Below are 17,123 nucleotides of genomic sequence, written 5' to 3'. Positions count from 1 at the left end.
TGAGCTGAGGATTGCTAAGATCAAGGCTGTGAGGCAGACAAAGTAATATGTTAAGCACGTTAAGTATGTTATCAAGCAGAATTGGAGTTGGTGATCATTGGCTGAATTTTTGGGGAAAGTTGCTATCGTGACCGGGTCCACTAGCGGAATCGGAAAGGCGGTTGCCGAGACCTTGGCCAGCCAAGGTGCTCACGTTGTCATTTGCGGACGGAACGAGGAAAAGGGACGACAAGTTGTCGAAGGAATTGAACATGCCGGCGGTGTGGCTCTGTTCGTTCAAGTAGATCAGTCCGTTCCTTACGCGACGGATAGGATCGTTGAGGAAGCAGTGAAAGCGTGGGGGAGGATTGATATTATTATCAATAATGCTGCCCTGGTTTGTAACAAGCCGATAGAAGCTGTAAAGCATGAGGATTGGGACAGACTTTTTACCGTCAATATAAAGTCGGGATTTTTTCTGGTGCAGAAGGCATTGCCGTATTTGCAAAAGACACGCGGCTCGATTGTCAACATCAGTTCATTGAACAGTCAGAAAAATATTGCGGGCAATTTCATTTATGACTCGCTTAAGGCCGCGCTGAACCATCTGACAACAGGATTGGCGCTTGATCTGCGGGACATGGGCATTCGCTGCAACGCTTTGCTTCCGGCGGGTATTGCAACGCCGCTTCTGAATGACTGGTTTAAACAACTAATGGAAGATCCATCTGAAGCCGAACGGATTGCGGAATCTGAAAAGCTTAGAGCAGATGTAGGGGAGCCTCAGCAGGTGGCGGATGTGGTTTTATTTTTGTGCAGCAGTCATGCGTCATGGGTCAATGGGGCTCTTATTCCATTGCATGGAGGTTATCAAATTGGCTAACTAATATCATTGAATGGTTAGGAGGAGAAGAATGAAATCATTAACTAGAAATTGGAAGATTTATGCCATTCATCATTCCCATTCCGATATCGGATATACCGAAAGGCAAGAGAAAATTGAACAATATCATGTCGATTTTATTCGCCAAGCGGTGAGAATTTCGAATGAGGTGGAAGCGGGACGGCACACGGAGTGGAAGGGATTTAAATGGAATTGTGAAACATTCTGGGCGGTTGAGCGATTTTTGGAACAGGCAGATGAGAATGAGAAGGAACAGTTTGTCCTCGCATTGAAACGCAGGGATCTCGAGTTGTCCGGTACGTATTTGAATTTGAGCGAGCTCGTCGATTATGACATATTGCGCCGCAAGCTGTCCGCCGCAGGCCTATTCGGACGCTCCGTCGGCGTTCCGGTCACATCGGCCATGACGGCTGACATTAATGGATACAGCTGGGGGTATGCGCAAGCATTGCTGGATGCTGGCATAGATTCCCTTCTCTCCAATGTGCACACGCATCATGGCATGTTTCCGATCGGGCGTAAACAGACGCCGTTTTATTGGGAAACGTCAAAGGGAGAAAGGCTACTGGTCTGGAACGGCGAGCATTATATGATCGGCAATGATTTAGGGTTGAATCCGGGCATGGTACTCTCGTATACGATACAGGACGAGTTCAAAGAAGTGGTTGGTAGCCGTGATGCCACGCTCCAAAACCATTGGGAAATCGCCGAAACACGGATCGAACGATATTTACAACAGTTGGAAAGCGAAGACTATCCTTACGATTTTGTACTGGTCAATGTGATGGGATTGCTTCGGGACAACGCCTCTCCGAACGGGGCCGTAGCCGCATTCATTAACGAATGGAATTGTAAGCACGGGGAGACGGTGAGCATTGAGATGACGACGTTGTCCCGGTTTTTCTCCCATGTTCGCACGCAAACCGCCGAAATTCCGGTATATCGAGGGGACTGGCCGGATTGGTGGACGGACGGTGTTTCCTCTACCCCGATGCACACGCAAATATTTAGAGACGCCCAGCGCACGTGCGGTTTGATCCGGCGATTGGACAACGGAGCTGGTCTGGTCTCGGAGCAGCAACTTTTGGAGGCAGAGCACCAATTGATGATGTACTCTGAGCATACATGGGGCTATCATTCCTCGATATCCGAGCCTTGGCATCCGATGGTGCAGACTCTCGGTGTCCGTAAGGAAGCATACGCAGCCAACGCGAGTCGTCTCGTCTATACCGCGCTGGATCAACTCCAGTATAAGCTAGGGGAGACGACCCTGGCGCCCGGAATGGCGCTTCGTTATCAAGTAATCAATTCGTTTGATTATCAGGTAGAAGACATCGCTAGAATTTATCTCGAAAACTATGAAATCCCTTTCTTCCCGAATGGTATAGAAGTTGTCAATGAAGCGACAGGTGAAGTCGTGATTCATCAGCGGGAGGAAGTCAGTCGTGGGAATCAAATTTCGATTGGGGTCCGTCTGCTCCCGAAGGAAAAGCGCGTATTCACCATACGGGCAGCTGCCACCAAGGTTGGCGGAAACACGACCAGCAGCACCCAACTGCAGGGCAAAATCCGCATATTCGATCTGGAAGATCTGTATCCCGGCCCCAAAACCGTCGCACAAGCGATACGGATAACCGAAACCGGTATAGACTCGCCTCATGTATCGATCCGTTGGGAAATGGGCAAAGGTATTGTTTCTTGGAGAGAAACGGCGGGTGGTCAAAGCTTGCTTAGGACGGATGCGGCGCACTCCGCGTTCTCGCCGGTGTACGAAGTGACGATTGCGGCTCCAGACCAGCAGGTGGAAGAGCGCGGCAAAATGGGGCGTAATCGTAAAGGTGCTCACGTTCAACGCTCGATCGGACGTCTTGTTCAGGCTCGTCCGATAGCGAATGGTCCTCTATATGGCACGGTCGAATTGAAATACGAGACGGACGGCATGCGTTATTATTCTTTGCTACTGACGGTATACCAGGAATTACCACGCGTCGATATAGCTGTACGGATGCTGAAGGACAGCGTATGGGATCCGGAAAATGTGTACATTTCATTGCCCTTCCACACGAACAAGCAGAATCAGCAATTGTGGCTTGATAAAATGGGTGCGTTAGTGCGTCCTGGCATCGATCAACTGCCTGGCACTTGCCTGGATTATTTCGCGCTGCAGGAAGGAATAGCGCTTCTGGCCGACGGAGAAGGAATCGTTATCGGGGTTCCTGATACGCCGCTGCTCCAGACCGGACCGCTCACGTATGAGGGTCGGTTGTTAAACGGACAGCAGGGCGAGGATTGGGATCACCCGTTATATTCTTGGCCGATGACGAATTATTGGGAGACGAATTTCAAGGCGACACTCGGAGGTTTCTATGAGTTTCGTTATTATGTGACATGGGGACACAACTGGACGTCCCCCGAACAGGCAATGCGTCATAGTCATAGTATGAATACAGGACTTACGGCGTTTCGGTTGAAGGGTTGACGAGGAGGCTTAATCGGCATCGAAGATGAAGTGTTATTTGAATACCCCGAACTATGACATGCATTGGTCGAGTGTAGACAAACAACAAATTAAAGGACGGAAAGACGTCTGACATCGATGTGCATCAACATTAGTATGACTTTCTCGATCATGGAATGAATAGAACAGGAGCACGGTCACTTACGTAAGTCGCTCCAAGACAACTGCCTTATTTCTGTTGCGGTTTTTCCAGTGAATTTCTTGATCAGTCTTGCGAAGTGATGGGATGTCTTAAACCCGCAACGATGGGCGATTTCTGAGACGGTTAATCCGGTACTGGTTAGTAGCTCAACGGATTTATTTACCCGATACTCCCATAGATAATGAATAGGAGTCGATTGGACATTCGTCTTAAATAATCGTAGGAGATGCTCGGCAGAGAGGTTAGATTGTACAGCTAGCTTCTCAAGAGAGATCTCTTCCGCGTAATGCTCATGTATCCACGTTAAAGTAGCATATACGGCAGGGTGCTTTTCCTTCTGGAGAAGCACCCTTTTCGATTCAATCGGATACAGATGAATCGCGGCAAGTCCCAAGCTTAGAATGGCGGAATCGTCATTGGAGACATGGCGCAAAACGGCGAGCATGAGATCGGTAAGGCGGTTCATCTCCTCCGTAAGGGCAAGGCATTCGGGTAGCTGGTATAAGGTTTTCCGTGTTTCATCGGATAGCTCGGTGACGTGGACGGCTATCCAACGATGCCACGATTGTTCAGTTTTGGAGAAGATGAAGGTCTCTTCGTGTCCGGGCTTTAAGAGAATCAACTGTCCGGGTAAGACTTGGATATGCCGCCCATCAATTGTAACGTTCATTTCTCCAGTGTAGAGCATGACAATCTGCACATCCTGCTGAATTCGGGGACCGAATCGACCTCCAGGAGGGTAGACGATAGAACCGGCAATGGCATGTTCTAAGGAATCGAATGGGATATTTAAATTATTATTGGACATAAGCATTTCTCCAGTGGGAATCTATATGATTACTTTCATAATATCAATTGTAGATACAATATTGTAAATTACAGATATTGTCAAGTGAGCGCAATCGAAGTATCCTTTAGATAGAAAATAGATTGTTATCGCCAAAGGAGAATGCGTGATGAATGGAAATTACACGAAACCCCTCACACCATTAACGGATTCACAGGTTGAATTCTTTAGAGAACAAGGATATTTCCTATTCAAGAAGGGGATGACCGAAGACCTCATTGATGCCTTTAATGGACACATTTATGATATTCGAAACCAAGATCCAATACCGGTGTGGGCGTCTTGCGACAAGAATAAAAAATATTCAGTTAGACTGTTCAACCCCCACAAGAATGACAGCTTCTCTCAACAGTTGATGAAGCATGCGATCGTTCGCGGGGCGCTTGCTCAACTGATGGGTAAGGAAGCGGTATGCGTGCAAAGCATGTACTTCTATAAGGAACCAGGTTCTCCAGGACAAGCCGCCCATCAGGATTACTACTATATCAAGAATGACCCAATGACGATGATTGCTGCTTGGACAGCTATGGAAGAAGTGGTGGATATCGAGAACGGCTGCCTATGGGTCATGCCCGGCACGCATAAGCTGGGACTATTACCGCATGGTGCTGTTAAGAATCTAGAGGAGCATGAGTCACATACTGAAGAAACGGAAGGCGTCGATACTTCAAGACAAATTCCAGTTCCAATGGAGAAGGGAGACATCCTGTTCTTCAGTGAATTGCTCATCCATTCATCTACTAAGAACCGGAGCACAGACCGCTGGCGTCGTTCGTACGTTTGCCACTACATTCGCGAGGATTCGAACGTACTCCACCGCGAGGATCTTCGTCAGAAGTTCCCGTTGTATTAATCCTGGATCTATAAGCAGTAAGACGATAGTACCCCAAGTATCTTGCTTAGGGGCTATTTTTTTTAGAAAATTAGGATTGTCAAATAACCTGTATAATAGTAAACTTAGTTTGTATACAAAACTAGGTTTATTATAATGTTCAAAAGGGTGGTTATGTGGACAAAAAATATTGGGTACCGGCTTTGGAGAAAGCAGATGGGATTCTACGTCTAATATCAGAAGAACCTCGTAAGTATCGCTTAATTGATCTGTCTACTCAGCTTGGAATCCATAAGAGCTCTATGTATTCCATTCTGAATACTATGGAAGCGCTTGATTGGGTTAATAGAGATGCTAATGATACGTATGCCATTGGTTCTGCTACGGGGAGATGGGGGAATTCTTACACGCAAGGTCAGGATATAATCACGTCGTTCCATCGAGAAGCGAGTATTACTAGAGATCGCCTTCAGGAGACAATTCAGCTGGCGAGGCTTGAAGGTAATGAAGTGTTATATCTAGCTAAGGAGGAAGCACCGACTATGGTCAGGCTCGCTTCTGGTCCTGGTATGAAGTTCCCTGCTCATGTGACTGCGCTCGGGAAAGTGCTGTTGTCGTTCGTAGATGATACGGAGCTTGATTTATTGTATCCGATTCAAGAATTAACGGCTGCCACAGAGTATTCATTGAAAACGAAAGTAGATTTGGTTAAGCAGCTGCGCGAAATTTGTGATGAGGGGATTGCATTCGATGAGCAAGAAGTTATCGTCGGGTTCAGCTGTGTTTCAGCCCCGATACTATCCAAATCAGGTGAAGCCATCGCAGCAGTGAGCTGCTCCATGCCGCAGCATATCTGGGCGAAAAAGAAGGATGTCGCGGTGGCGGAAATTCGTCAATTGGCGAGTCGTTTATCCCAATTCCAAGGAGATGACCATAAATGAGATTAGCAAATAAAATTATCTTAATTACGGGCTCGGGTTCCGGTATCGGAAAAAGCTCAGCATTGCTGTTTGCTCGTGAGGGCGCAACAGTCATTGTGAACGATCTGGATGAAGCCAAAGGATTAGAAACGGTGAATGATATTCATGCTTCCGGAGGAAAGGGTCATTTCATCCATGCGGACGTGACAAATCCCGAATCTGTGTTACAGATGGTCAATCAAATCATTGAAAAGTATGGTCAAATTGATGTGCTCTTCAACAATGCGGGAATTAGCGGCGTAGGAGCATTGCATGAAATCGAGCCCGATGCATGGGACCGGGTTATTCAGGTCAATATTCGAGGTGTATACTTGCCTTCCAAATATGTGGTTCCGCATATGATGGAACGGAAATCCGGTAATATCATCAACATGTCCTCCTGCGTCGCAGAAATCGGACTCGCCAGAAGGGCGTCCTATTCGGCAACCAAAGGAGCGGTATTGGCGTTGACGAAGTCTATGCAAGTGGATTACGCGGAATACAATATCCGTGTAAATGCCCTCTTGCCTGGTACAATTCTAACCCCTTTTGTTGAGAATTTCTTAAAAACCTCTTACGATGATCCCGCAACTGCGCTTGCGTCAATCAAGAAACGCCAGCTTAGCGAGGAGCTCGGATCACCTGAGGATGTTGCCCAGGCTGCATTATTCCTCGCTTCGGATGAATCGAAATTTATGATGGGTTCTCCTCTCTATATCGATGGAGGCGCTACTTTCGGGAAAAATGCGTGAATAGCAGTAGATCACAAAAGGAAGGACGATGAATATGGATGTAACGAAGAAGAGTGGCAGAGCTATTATCTTGCATACCAAAGATAATGCGGCAACGGCTCTTGAGCCTTTTAGCAAAGATTCTGTTTATGATGTGACGGAGAGTCATTCTATTACGTTGCGAGATAACATACAGTTTGGGCATAAATTTGCCTTATCTTTCATACCGAAAGGTGAAAAAGTATATAAATATGGAGTTCCGATCGGTATGGCGATATTTGATATTCATGCCGGCGATCACATCCATTTGCATAATCTAATGAGTATGCAGCAGATAACAGATCAATCGAAGCAACAAATTTCGGAGGTGAGGGAGAATGAAAGGATACAAGAGAGCGGATGGAAGAATCGGAATACGTAATCACGTAGCGGTCATGTATACCGTTGAATGTGCACATCATGTTGCCGATACTATCGCGCGAAGTGTACCTGGTGTTGAAGTATTTGGTTATGCTGGATGTTATTCGGATCCCTATGCATTCCGTATGCTTGTCGAATTGGGTAAGCATCCTAATGTGGCGGGGGTTATCATCGTGCGCCTTGGTTGTGAAAGTACGGATGTTGACTTGCTCACTTCATCAATTGCAGAAAGCGGCAAACGTGTCGAAATGATTAATATTCAGGAAACAGGTGGGTCGATTTCTTCAATCTCGCTTGGTAAGAAATACGCACTTGAAATGATAGAATTAGCAGAAAAAACGGAGCTACAGGAAATCGGTTTGGATGATTTGATTATTGGCGTTGAATGTGGGGGGTCTGATGCAACTTCAGGTTTATCCGCAAATCCTGCTACGGGATGGGCAGTAGATCGTTTGGTAGAACAGGGTGCCCGTGTTATTTTTAGCGAGCTGCCCGAATTATTGGGATGTGACGATTATTTACTAGATCGCGCCGCTAATGAAACAGTAAAAGCGAGACTTCTGGACGGTTTGGTACGGGCACAAGGTCTAGGTAATCTATTGAAAACTTTTGCAGTTTCCGTCGGTAATGAAGAGGGCGGTCTAACTACAATTGAAGAAAAGTCTCTAGGTGCATTGTGCAAAGCCGGTACAAAACCCATTGTAGATATATTGAAGCCCGCTCAACGCCCAGAACAACCGGGACTTTACCTATTGGATAAGGTAGGTTTGTTAGACACCAATCAATTAACGATATATGAAGAAAATGATAGTGATGGACTGGTAACCTTACTAGCATCGGGTGCGCAATTATTATTATTTACTACTGGAAGAGGAAGCGTGGTAGGGTCTGTTATTGCACCTGTAATAAAAATATGTGGTAATCCGATTACAGCTAGACGGATGGCTGATAACATGGATATTAACGCTGGGGGCATTATAGAAGGCACACATTCAGTCGATCAAGTCGGTCAGGAATTGTTTGATTTAATTGGCTTAGTTGTTGCAGGACAGCAAACAAAAGCGGAAATATTGGGACATAAAGAATATGCAATTCCGGACAAACCAGGTAGAGCTTGCGATTTGTTTGTATAATTCCACTTGAATCGTACTATAAGCATGGCTGTGTTAAACAGTAGAAATGATGAATGGGGTGTGGAGAATGCGATTTTTTGGGAAAACGGTTATTGTGACAGGGGGAGGAAGCGGCATTGGCCGTACTTCTGCTCTATGGTTTGCGAAGGAGGGAGCTAATGTTGCGATCGCGGATCGGTATATCGCCGCTGCAACGGAAACAGCTAACCTCATTATTGAGGCAGGTGGCAAGGCAATTTCTGTAGAAATGAATGTGACAAATGAAGATGAAATTATTCATATGATCGATACAACTGTTGCTCAATTTGGTTCGTTGGACGTTATCGTCAACAATGCCGCCATAACAATGATGAAGAATGTGGAAGAAACAAGTGCAGAAGAGTGGGATCGAATTTTTCAAATCAACACGAAAAGTGTCTTTTTATGTAGTAAATACGCTATACCCGAGCTTCGAAAAACAAGAGGCTGTATCGTTAATATGGCATCATTGAATGGGGTTATCGGTCAGAAAGGTAATACAGCCTACGCTTCAACCAAGGGAGCTGTTATTGCTATGACTAAAGCAATGGCGGTTGATTATGCAAGAGAAGGCATCCGCATCAATTGTGTATGCCCTGCGGGCGTAGCTACCCCATTGCTTGAGAAATGGCTCGAAACAGCGAAGGACGGGGAACAAGCGCGAATGGATCAAGCACAATCCCATCTGCTTGGGTATATTGCTACTCCCGAAGAGATTGCCAAAGTTATTTTGTTTTTATCCTCGGAGGATGCGAGCTTTATAACGGGTCAAGCAATGATTGTAGATGGCGGAGCATCATTAGGATATGGTGCAGGACCTAAAGCCGAATGGGATTGCACCTATTTATGAGATAAGAGGCTTTGAATTTTCTGCGAATTAATGGAATATGGTTTCTTATACGGCAATATGATGGAAATCATCGAATCTACAGCATTGCATTGGATATTGGAAACGGATACTTGGCTAGTTTATATGCCAATCGGGAGAGGTACCTATGAAACGACATGGTAATGTTATTCATGTGAAGCAAGAAAAATTACAAGAATACAAAGATTTACATGCTGCTATATGGCCTAATGTTGTGGTAATGCTTAAAAAATGCAATATTGCAAATTACTCCATTTATTATCGAGACGGATATTTATTTAGCTATTTCGAATATATGGGGAACGATTTTGCGGGAGATATGGCTAGGATGTCGGAAGATTCACATACACAAGAGTGGTGGAAGCTGACAGATCCATGTCAATATAAGGTTGGATCTGCATCTAAGGATGAATGGTGGGCAAGTATGGAGGAAGTGTTCCATCTCGACTGAGTCCATGCAGGGATTCCGATGCGTAACGAGCAGTAAACGATAACAGAAAGGGGATTTTACAATGAAATTATTAACATTCGTTAACAACGGTGACTACCAACTGGGGGTCGTAACAGAAAAAGGGATTTTGGATGTTGCAAACGCTTTAATGGAAGTGTCAACGCAGAATGGGGACCCCGTGCCGAGCACCGTTCACGAAGTAATTGACGGTGGTGAGGCAGCGGTCGCAAGGCTTGCTCAATTCACGGCAGAAGCACTGGAGCTGGCTGGCAATGATAGCTCATATCTACTCGATGAAGCGAAGCTGACGCTTGGTCCATGCGTGACCCATCCGAATAAGATCATCTGCGTTGGTCTTAACTATCGTAAGCATGCGGAGGAAACGAATGCAGCAATCCCTGAGTACCCGATTCTATTCAATAAGTTCAACAATACGTTAACTGGGCATGGTGACGATATTCCACTTCCAAAAGTGTCGAAGAAAGTCGATTATGAAGCGGAGCTCGTCATCGTTATCGGCAAAACGGCTAAGTATGTTACGAAAGAGGACGCGCTTAGCCATGTATTTGGTTATTGTACCGTGAACGATTTGTCTGCACGAGACTTGCAGCTAAGAACACAGCAATGGCTGCTAGGCAAGTCATGCGATAAATTCTCTCCACTTGGACCGTATCTTGTTTCGGCGGATGAACTCGGAAATCCGAATGATCTGGATATTAAATGTACGGTCAACGGAGAGGTACGCCAGCATTCCAATACATCGGACATGATTTTCCATTGTGATGAGATCGTGAGCTATATATCTCAGCATATGACTCTAGTACCAGGAGACATTATTCTGACAGGAACACCTGAAGGCGTCGTTCTTGGTTATCCGGAAGATAAGCAGGTTTACTTAAAGGATGGAGACATCGTCACGATTGAGATTGAGAAGTTGGGCAGGCTGACGAATCGACTCGTTAGCGAGGTTTGAGAAATATGAGAATTGATGCACATCAGCATTATTGGCAATTAGATCGTAAAGATTACGGATGGATTACCCCAGAGGTTCCTACACTATATCGTGATTTTATGCCGAGTGACCTTGCAGATTCATTAAAATGTCATGGAATAACGAAAACAATTGTTGTTCAAGCTGCTGCGACTGTTGAGGAAACCGAATTTCTTCTAAGTCTGTGCAAGACGAATGATTCCTTAGCTGGTGTAGTGGGTTGGTTGGATTTTGAGAAGGACAATTTCGTGGAAACATTTGAACGGTTACGCAAAGATCCTTATTTTATCGGCGTTCGTTTAATGCTTCAAAGTATAGATGCTTTGGAATATCTGAAACATCCTCTAGTCATTCATCATTTAAGATGGTTAGGGGAATTGGGATTTCCTGTTGAATTATTGATCAATGCTGCCCAATTCCCTGCTGTATTATCATTGCTTGAGCTTGTGCCAAATTTAAATGCGGTTATTGACCATATAGGTAAGCCACAAATTTCCGAGCAAGTGGTCTCACCTTGGCAAGAGTGGGTTACAGAAGTCGCCCAATATCCACAGGTGTATTGTAAACTATCCGGCATGGTCACCGAAGGGAATATTTCGGACTGGGTAGAGTCTGATTTTAGCTTTTATGTGAAGCATGTCACCAAAGCATTCGGACTGAAGCGAGTCATGTTCGGCAGTGATTGGCCAGTTTGTCTACTTGCAGCAAGCTATGATCAAACGGTTGGTATTTTGCTTAATAACTTACCTAATGAGCTTACAAATCAACAATTAGACGATATTTTTGGCAATAATGCGATTCGGTTTTATCAATTGGAGACAACTTTTGAACATTCTCTATAAGTAGAAGGTCTGAAAGTGAGGTGCGACAGATGAAGGTAAGTATGTTCATAACTTGTATAAGTGATGCTGTGTATCCTCGAATTGGAGAGGCCATGGCTCGATTGTTGGCTAAATATGGTGTTGCTCTTCACTTTCCCACTATTCAGACTTGTTGCGGACAACCCGCTTTCAACAGCGGCTATTGGGAAGAAGCGCGAGCATCAGCTAAGACGATTCTAGAAGCATTTGAGGATAGTGATTTTGTCATCGCGCCTTCAGGATCCTGTATAGGTATGATTCATCATTATCCGAAATTATTTGAAGATGATCCTATCTTGCTTGCTAAAGCGGAGGGATTACGTAAAAAGTCCTATGAGTTCACACAGTTTCTCGTGAATGTGTTAGGGGTTACTGATGTAGGGGCAACGTTCCCGCATAAAGTGACTTATCATCCATCATGCCATGGAAGCCGGATTTTAGGGGTTAAGGAAGAGCCGATGATGCTAATGAGGAATGTCAAAGGAATGGAACTCATCCCCCTTCCTTTTGCCGAGGATTGCTGTGGGTTCGGGGGAACCTTTGCTGTTAAAATGTCGGATATATCAGGAGCTATGGTAAATGAGAAGGCGGATCATGTGCTAGAAAGTGAAGCAGAAGTGCTTGTCGGTCTAGACATGGCTTGCCTTATGAACATTGCAGGTAATCTACGTTATAGGAATAAGCCAATCCGTGTTATGCATTTAGCAGAGTTGCTATTTGAAGGGGTGGAGCATGCATGAGTAAGACAGACATGAAAGGAACGACTGTCAAAGGGCGTGCAGAACTTGCTTTAAATGATGATTTTCTACGTAAGGCTGTTAAATTCACGACCGAACGATTACGTGATGGAAAAAGAAAAGCTTCAGATGATCTTGGGAATTGGGAGGAATGGCGGGAACGTGGTCGACAAATAAGACTACATACCATTGCTCATCTAGATTATTATCTGAATCAATTTGCGAACCAGGCTAGATTGAATGGCGTTCACGTACATTTTGCAGATACTGCTGAAGATGCCGTAAAGATCACACTTGCTATTGCTGAGCGGAAACAAGCATTGTCAGTCGTGAAGTCCAAGTCGATGGTCACAGAAGAACTCCATTTGAATCAGGCACTTGAATCCATTGGTGTGGATGTCGTGGAGAGTGATCTGGGTGAATATATTATCCAATTGGCTGGAGAGACGCCTTCTCATATTATCATTCCTGCGATTCATAAGAATCGGTATCAGATTGCTGATCTTTTATCCAAAGAAGCCGGAGAGACGTTACCACCTGACACCGCCATACTCGCTGGGTTTGTACGCAAGAAATTACGGGAGAAGTTCCTCGAAGCGGATATTGGGATGACAGGCTGTAATTTTGCGATTGCAGAGACAGGTTCTATGGTCTTATTTGAAAATGAAGGTAATGCACGAATGGTGTCCACCGTACCTTCAACACAAATTACATTAATGGGTATGGAACGGATTATTCCTTCCTGGAGTGATCTAGAAGTCATGGCAACACTGCTTCCACGCTCCGCTACAGGGCAGAAGTTAACGGTGTACATGTCTGGCATTACGGGACCTCGTAGACAGGAAGATGGGGATGGTCCGGATGAGATGCATATTATTATTCTAGACAATGGCCGTTCTTTACAACTGGGTGATCCGGAATTTCAAGAACTACTTAACTGTATTCGTTGTGGTGCTTGTCTAAATGCCTGTCCTGTGTACCGTCATATTGGCGGGCATGCATACGGTGGTACGTACAGCGGTCCGATAGGAGCAGTATTAACACCTGCACTGAATAAGAATATCGACCAATGGGATGACATTGCTAGTGCATCGACCCTTTGTGGAGCTTGTTATGAAGCTTGCCCGGTTAAAATACCATTGCATGATATGTTGATCTACTTGCGTAGGCGCAAGGTTGAACGAGGACTCGGAGATAAAATGGAGTCTATCGGAATGCGTGGCTTCGCTGCAATTATGTCTAATTCGAAACGTTATGAGAACGCTTTGAAAGTTGGAAAGCTAGCGCAGAGACTTGTCGTGAAAGATGGAGAAATCACCTCGAAGCTTGGTCCATTAAAAGGCTGGAATAACTATCGTGTCGCTCCAAGCCTTGCTAAGCAATCATTTCGTGATCAGTGGGGCACGATGGAAGAAGAGATTCGACACGGATTACAAGAGATAGATCCCTTGGTCTCCAATCGAATGGAAGAGATCGTAAGAAATAGGGAAGCGGGAGGTAAAGGCCATGACTGAGACACATCAAGCGTGGTTGGCACAAATGGAATCAGAATCCCGTGCGAAACAGGAGCAATTCATGAATGGGATTGCCGGACGATTAGGGCATCCACGTCTCACAACTGCTCCACCACATCCCTTTCGAGGGGCACCAGATTTCTGGCAAACCTTCGGATGGTCTTCTGATGAACGAGTTCAACAATTCACAGATAATTTCGAAGCCGCAGGTGGACATGTACATAGATTATCTGATATGCAAGAAGTGCAGTCCTTTATTTGCAGTAAAGCTATTGAATTATCTGCGCGATATATGATTCATCAGAATGAGATTGAACTGAATCATCTTCAACTGAAAGAAAAGTTAGAGGATGTCGTAGTATCGCAGTGGAATAGCGAATCTGATGAAGATTGGATAGCTCGAGCCGCAGAAGCCGACATCGGGATTGTAATGGCAGACTATGCTGTATCACATACGGGATCGATCGTTGTGGTATCTTCCAAGGACAAAGGAAGATCCGTTAGTCTATTACCTACCGCATTGATTGCGATCATCCCATTGGAACGATTAAAGACTCGCTTAGGTGAGGTATTGATTGATTTCGATGAAGCAGGAAGGGAGCAGCTCCCAGCTGGTATTCACTTTATCTCCGGCCCCAGCCGGTCGGCAGATATTGAGAACGATCTAACCATTGGGGTGCATGGGCCTGGTGTGGTGTTCGTGCTGATTGTGGGGTGAGAGTTGTGAAATAATGGATTGTTAGGAAGCCTATCATTCCCGAAAATTCTTTAAAGGTAAGGTCAGTATCCGAGAGAAGGGTGCTGGCCTTTCTCATTCTATTTTTAATATAATTGGCAAACGATTAAGCAGTCCATTATTGATCGCTATATTTCAAAAAGAGGTATTCTACAGCTGGTGACTGAATTAGGTATTAGTACAACTGACAACGAAGTGACAACACATAAATTGTGAAAAAATGATGGCAAGGGAGAGCGTATTAAATGGATCCTATCAAAAAAATACATGTCGTTTTCAAAACACATTTGGATGTCGGTTTTACAGATTTGGCTCAAAATGTAGTGGAGCAATATTTCCATTCCTATATTCCAGAAGCGATGCGCTTGGCTGAACAACTGCAGCTTGAGGAAAGTCCGATACAGTTCGTCTGGACGACGGGATCTTGGCTCATTCATGAATATTTAAAACAAGCATCTGAAGAGCAGAAGAAGCGAATGGAGGAGGCTATTTCCGCAGGGGTTATTACGTGGCATGGGCTACCGTTTACAACGCATAGTGAGCTAATGGACCCTGTATTATTTGATTATGGGTTGTCCATTTCTCAAAAGCTTGATGCTCGCTTTGGTAAACGCACAATATCGGCTAAAATGACCGATGTTCCCGGTCATACAAAAGCTATTATTCCTCGTCTGGCTAAGTTTGGAATTCGCTATCTACATTTAGGTGTAAATTCAGCGTCGAAGGTACCAAGCGTGCCTGATATCTTTGTATGGAAAGGTAAAGATGGTTCGGAGGTTATTGTTAATTATTCGGCCACCTATGGAGATATGGTCATGTGCGATGGAATTGATGAAGCGATGTTGTTTGCACATACGGGTGATAATGATGGACCACCGACATCAGAGGAGATCCAGCTAGCATATGCAGAGCTGGTAGAAAGCTATCCTGACGCGACAATTATTGCCTCTACGATGGAAGCTTTCGCTGAAAGACTATGGGCGATTAAAGATAGATTTCCCGTTGTTTATGAGGAGATTGGAGATACTTGGATTCATGGTGTTGCTTCAGATCCGTTAAAGGTGGCGCACTATAGAGAATTATTACGGCTACGTGATAAATGGATACAAGAAGGAAGGCTTGATCCCGGAAGCAAGGAATATACCGATTTTTGCGACAAGCTTATTCTGATTCCAGAGCATACGTGGGGAATGGATGAGAAGAAATATTTGACTGATTTCAAAAATTATTCGGTTAAAGATTTTCAAGCTGCACGCAAGGCTGATAACATTACGGAGGAGGCCATTCCTGATAAATATCGCTATTTGGGATATTTTACGTTAGGTGAAAGTGCTTCATTCAAGTTGGCTGAAGGAATTCAGTTGAATAAAACATTTACTGCTTACGAAAGCTCGTTCCAGGAGCAACGCGAATATAATGAGCAGGCTATTCGTGGATTATCAATTGATAAGCGGAAAGAAGCTACGAAAGCACTTCATGATTTGGCTCCCGAACAAGAAGGTTGGAAAGATGGAGAACAACTGAATAGCCACTATGATTATAGGTTGGGAGCATTCAAAGTTAAGTTTGAAAGTGATGGATCCATCTCAAGTTTAGTTGACGAGCAGGGAAAGATCTGGGCAGATCAATCGCATCGCTTAGGTAGCTTTCAATACGAAACTTTTGGGATTGAGAATTACAATCATTGGTTTGAAAATTATATTAGGAATTCGAGGTTTAATTACAATTGGTCTGATGCGGATTTCGGCAAACCAGGAATGGAATTTGCAGAACCTACACCGAAGCATCAACGATATTCACCAACGATGACCACCATTTTAATGCGAACTGAAGAAAGTTATGATCTTGTGCAGGTGCAACTATTGATGCCTCAGGAATGTTTTCAAGTGCATGGAGCACCGCGTGAAATCCGGATCGATTACAAGTTTTACAAAAAGGAGAAGAAGATAGATGCAGAATTGAGCTGGTTGGATAAGCAGGCTTATCGACTGCCAGAGGCAAGTTGGTTTTCTTTTGCATTGAAGGTAGATAACCCTAATCTATGGAAGATGGACAAAATGGGAGATCGAATCTCTCCATCGGAAGTTGTAAAGAATGGCAACCGTAATTTGCATGCAGTGAACTCTGGAATTTATTACGATGGAAGCGATGGCACGGTGTTCATTGAAACTCTCGATGTGCCTCTTGTGGCGCCCGGGGAGAAGCGTCTTTTGCAATTTGATCAATCGTTTGCTCCGTTAGATGGGGGAATGCATTTTCTATTGCATAATAATGTATGGGGAACTAACTTCAAGATGTGGTTTGAAGAAAATATGAAATTTAGATTCTCGATTCATTTGTAAAAGCGGACATAATCATACGGAGATTGAACTTGCATCCTATTGGAAACTTAGCTAACACTGAGATGTTCTAAAGGGAATCCTCAAATATGAATGCGTTATAATTTTCAAAAGAAAAAGATTCTCTTGTAGGCGAGCACGAAT

At 44.6% G+C, this 17,123-nt stretch carries 16 protein-coding genes; 15 read left to right on the top strand and 1 reads right to left on the bottom strand.

Going from position 1 to position 17,123, the window contains the following annotated elements; translation table 11 throughout:
* Positions 1-97: 97 nt before the first annotated feature.
* Both BW961_RS24760 and BW961_RS24755 read left to right on the top strand, forming a co-directional pair.
* On the top strand, positions 98-862 hold the full coding sequence (locus BW961_RS24760; protein ID WP_068590470.1) for an SDR family NAD(P)-dependent oxidoreductase: 765 nt from the start codon (positions 98-100) through the stop codon (positions 860-862).
* A gap of 31 nt (positions 863-893) precedes the next feature.
* Positions 894-3,362 carry a glycoside hydrolase family 38 N-terminal domain-containing protein gene (locus BW961_RS24755; protein ID WP_068590472.1) on the top strand — a complete coding sequence of 823 codons (2,469 nt, stop codon included), beginning with the start codon at positions 894-896 and terminating at the stop codon, positions 3,360-3,362.
* A 176-nt stretch (positions 3,363-3,538) separates the two neighbouring features.
* Here BW961_RS24755 and BW961_RS24750 read toward each other — a convergent pair whose 3' ends face one another.
* Positions 3,539-4,351, bottom strand: a complete 813-nt coding sequence (locus tag BW961_RS24750; protein ID WP_068590474.1) for a helix-turn-helix domain-containing protein — start codon at positions 4,349-4,351, stop codon at positions 3,539-3,541.
* 148 nt (positions 4,352-4,499) lie between these two features.
* Between BW961_RS24750 and BW961_RS24745 the strand changes: the two genes are divergently transcribed.
* The 13 genes from BW961_RS24745 (at position 4,500) to BW961_RS24685 (ending at position 16,982) form a co-directional block, all read left to right on the top strand.
* A complete protein-coding gene (locus tag BW961_RS24745; RefSeq protein WP_068590476.1) occupies positions 4,500-5,243 on the top strand; it encodes a phytanoyl-CoA dioxygenase family protein in 744 nt (247 codons plus the stop codon).
* A gap of 155 nt (positions 5,244-5,398) precedes the next feature.
* Positions 5,399-6,163, top strand: coding sequence for an IclR family transcriptional regulator (locus BW961_RS24740; protein WP_068590478.1), 765 nt, complete (start codon positions 5,399-5,401; stop codon positions 6,161-6,163).
* A complete protein-coding gene (locus tag BW961_RS24735; RefSeq protein ID WP_068590480.1) occupies positions 6,160-6,933 on the top strand; it encodes an SDR family NAD(P)-dependent oxidoreductase in 774 nt (257 codons plus the stop codon). The genes BW961_RS24740 and BW961_RS24735 overlap by 4 nt, the downstream gene beginning before the upstream one ends.
* A 34-nt stretch (positions 6,934-6,967) precedes the next feature.
* Entirely contained in the window at positions 6,968-7,333 is a 366-nt protein-coding gene (locus tag BW961_RS24730) for a UxaA family hydrolase (RefSeq protein WP_068590482.1), read from the top strand.
* Positions 7,290-8,465 (top strand): UxaA family hydrolase, encoded by a 1,176-nt coding sequence (locus tag BW961_RS24725; protein WP_068590484.1) that lies wholly within the window; start codon positions 7,290-7,292, stop codon positions 8,463-8,465. The genes BW961_RS24730 and BW961_RS24725 overlap by 44 nt, the downstream gene beginning before the upstream one ends.
* 67 nt (positions 8,466-8,532) lie before the next feature.
* Complete coding sequence (locus tag BW961_RS24720; protein ID WP_068590486.1) at positions 8,533-9,333, top strand: SDR family NAD(P)-dependent oxidoreductase; 801 nt, start codon at positions 8,533-8,535, stop codon at positions 9,331-9,333.
* A 145-nt stretch (positions 9,334-9,478) separates the two neighbouring features.
* Positions 9,479-9,802 (top strand): L-rhamnose mutarotase, encoded by a 324-nt coding sequence (locus tag BW961_RS24715; RefSeq protein WP_068590489.1) that lies wholly within the window; start codon positions 9,479-9,481, stop codon positions 9,800-9,802.
* Between the two features lie 61 nt (positions 9,803-9,863).
* On the top strand, positions 9,864-10,775 hold the full coding sequence (locus BW961_RS24710; RefSeq protein WP_068590490.1) for a fumarylacetoacetate hydrolase family protein: 912 nt from the start codon (positions 9,864-9,866) through the stop codon (positions 10,773-10,775).
* 5 nt (positions 10,776-10,780) lie between these two features.
* Positions 10,781-11,635, top strand: a complete 855-nt coding sequence (locus tag BW961_RS24705) for an amidohydrolase family protein (protein WP_068590492.1) — start codon at positions 10,781-10,783, stop codon at positions 11,633-11,635.
* Between the two features lie 29 nt (positions 11,636-11,664).
* On the top strand, positions 11,665-12,393 hold the full coding sequence (locus tag BW961_RS24700; RefSeq protein WP_068590494.1) for a (Fe-S)-binding protein: 729 nt from the start codon (positions 11,665-11,667) through the stop codon (positions 12,391-12,393).
* On the top strand, positions 12,390-13,904 hold the full coding sequence (locus BW961_RS24695) for a LutB/LldF family L-lactate oxidation iron-sulfur protein (RefSeq protein WP_068590496.1): 1,515 nt from the start codon (positions 12,390-12,392) through the stop codon (positions 13,902-13,904). Before BW961_RS24700 ends, BW961_RS24695 begins: the two co-directional genes overlap by 4 nt.
* Positions 13,897-14,622, top strand: a complete 726-nt coding sequence (locus BW961_RS24690) for a LutC/YkgG family protein (RefSeq protein WP_068590498.1) — start codon at positions 13,897-13,899, stop codon at positions 14,620-14,622. Before BW961_RS24695 ends, BW961_RS24690 begins: the two co-directional genes overlap by 8 nt.
* Before the next feature lie 263 nt (positions 14,623-14,885).
* Complete coding sequence (locus tag BW961_RS24685; protein ID WP_068590500.1) at positions 14,886-16,982, top strand: DUF5054 domain-containing protein; 2,097 nt, start codon at positions 14,886-14,888, stop codon at positions 16,980-16,982.
* Positions 16,983-17,123 lie beyond the last annotated feature (141 nt).

Origin of the sequence: Paenibacillus macquariensis, assembly GCF_900156375.1 — a bacterium.
In the GTDB taxonomy this organism is placed as follows: Bacteria; Bacillota; Bacilli; order Paenibacillales; family Paenibacillaceae; genus Paenibacillus_AQ; species Paenibacillus_AQ macquariensis.
The sequence above is the reverse complement of the archived record's forward strand: the minus strand, read 5'-3'. Positions and strand labels throughout refer to the sequence as shown.

Coding starts and splice junctions, on each gene's coding strand:
- BW961_RS24705 (WP_068590492.1), top strand. CDS start 10,781: ATGAGAATTGATGCACATCAGCATTATTGGCAATTAGATCGTAAAGAT.
- BW961_RS24755 (WP_068590472.1), top strand. CDS start 894: ATGAAATCATTAACTAGAAATTGGAAGATTTATGCCATTCATCATTCC.
- BW961_RS24710 (WP_068590490.1), top strand. CDS start 9,864: ATGAAATTATTAACATTCGTTAACAACGGTGACTACCAACTGGGGGTC.
- BW961_RS24700 (WP_068590494.1), top strand. CDS start 11,665: ATGAAGGTAAGTATGTTCATAACTTGTATAAGTGATGCTGTGTATCCT.
- BW961_RS24695 (WP_068590496.1), top strand. CDS start 12,390: ATGAGTAAGACAGACATGAAAGGAACGACTGTCAAAGGGCGTGCAGAA.
- BW961_RS24690 (WP_068590498.1), top strand. CDS start 13,897: ATGACTGAGACACATCAAGCGTGGTTGGCACAAATGGAATCAGAATCC.
- BW961_RS24730 (WP_068590482.1), top strand. CDS start 6,968: ATGGATGTAACGAAGAAGAGTGGCAGAGCTATTATCTTGCATACCAAA.
- BW961_RS24745 (WP_068590476.1), top strand. CDS start 4,500: ATGAATGGAAATTACACGAAACCCCTCACACCATTAACGGATTCACAG.
- BW961_RS24725 (WP_068590484.1), top strand. CDS start 7,290: ATGAAAGGATACAAGAGAGCGGATGGAAGAATCGGAATACGTAATCAC.
- BW961_RS24685 (WP_068590500.1), top strand. CDS start 14,886: ATGGATCCTATCAAAAAAATACATGTCGTTTTCAAAACACATTTGGAT.
- BW961_RS24735 (WP_068590480.1), top strand. CDS start 6,160: ATGAGATTAGCAAATAAAATTATCTTAATTACGGGCTCGGGTTCCGGT.
- BW961_RS24715 (WP_068590489.1), top strand. CDS start 9,479: ATGAAACGACATGGTAATGTTATTCATGTGAAGCAAGAAAAATTACAA.
- BW961_RS24720 (WP_068590486.1), top strand. CDS start 8,533: ATGCGATTTTTTGGGAAAACGGTTATTGTGACAGGGGGAGGAAGCGGC.
- BW961_RS24750 (WP_068590474.1), bottom strand. CDS start 4,351: ATGTCCAATAATAATTTAAATATCCCATTCGATTCCTTAGAACATGCC.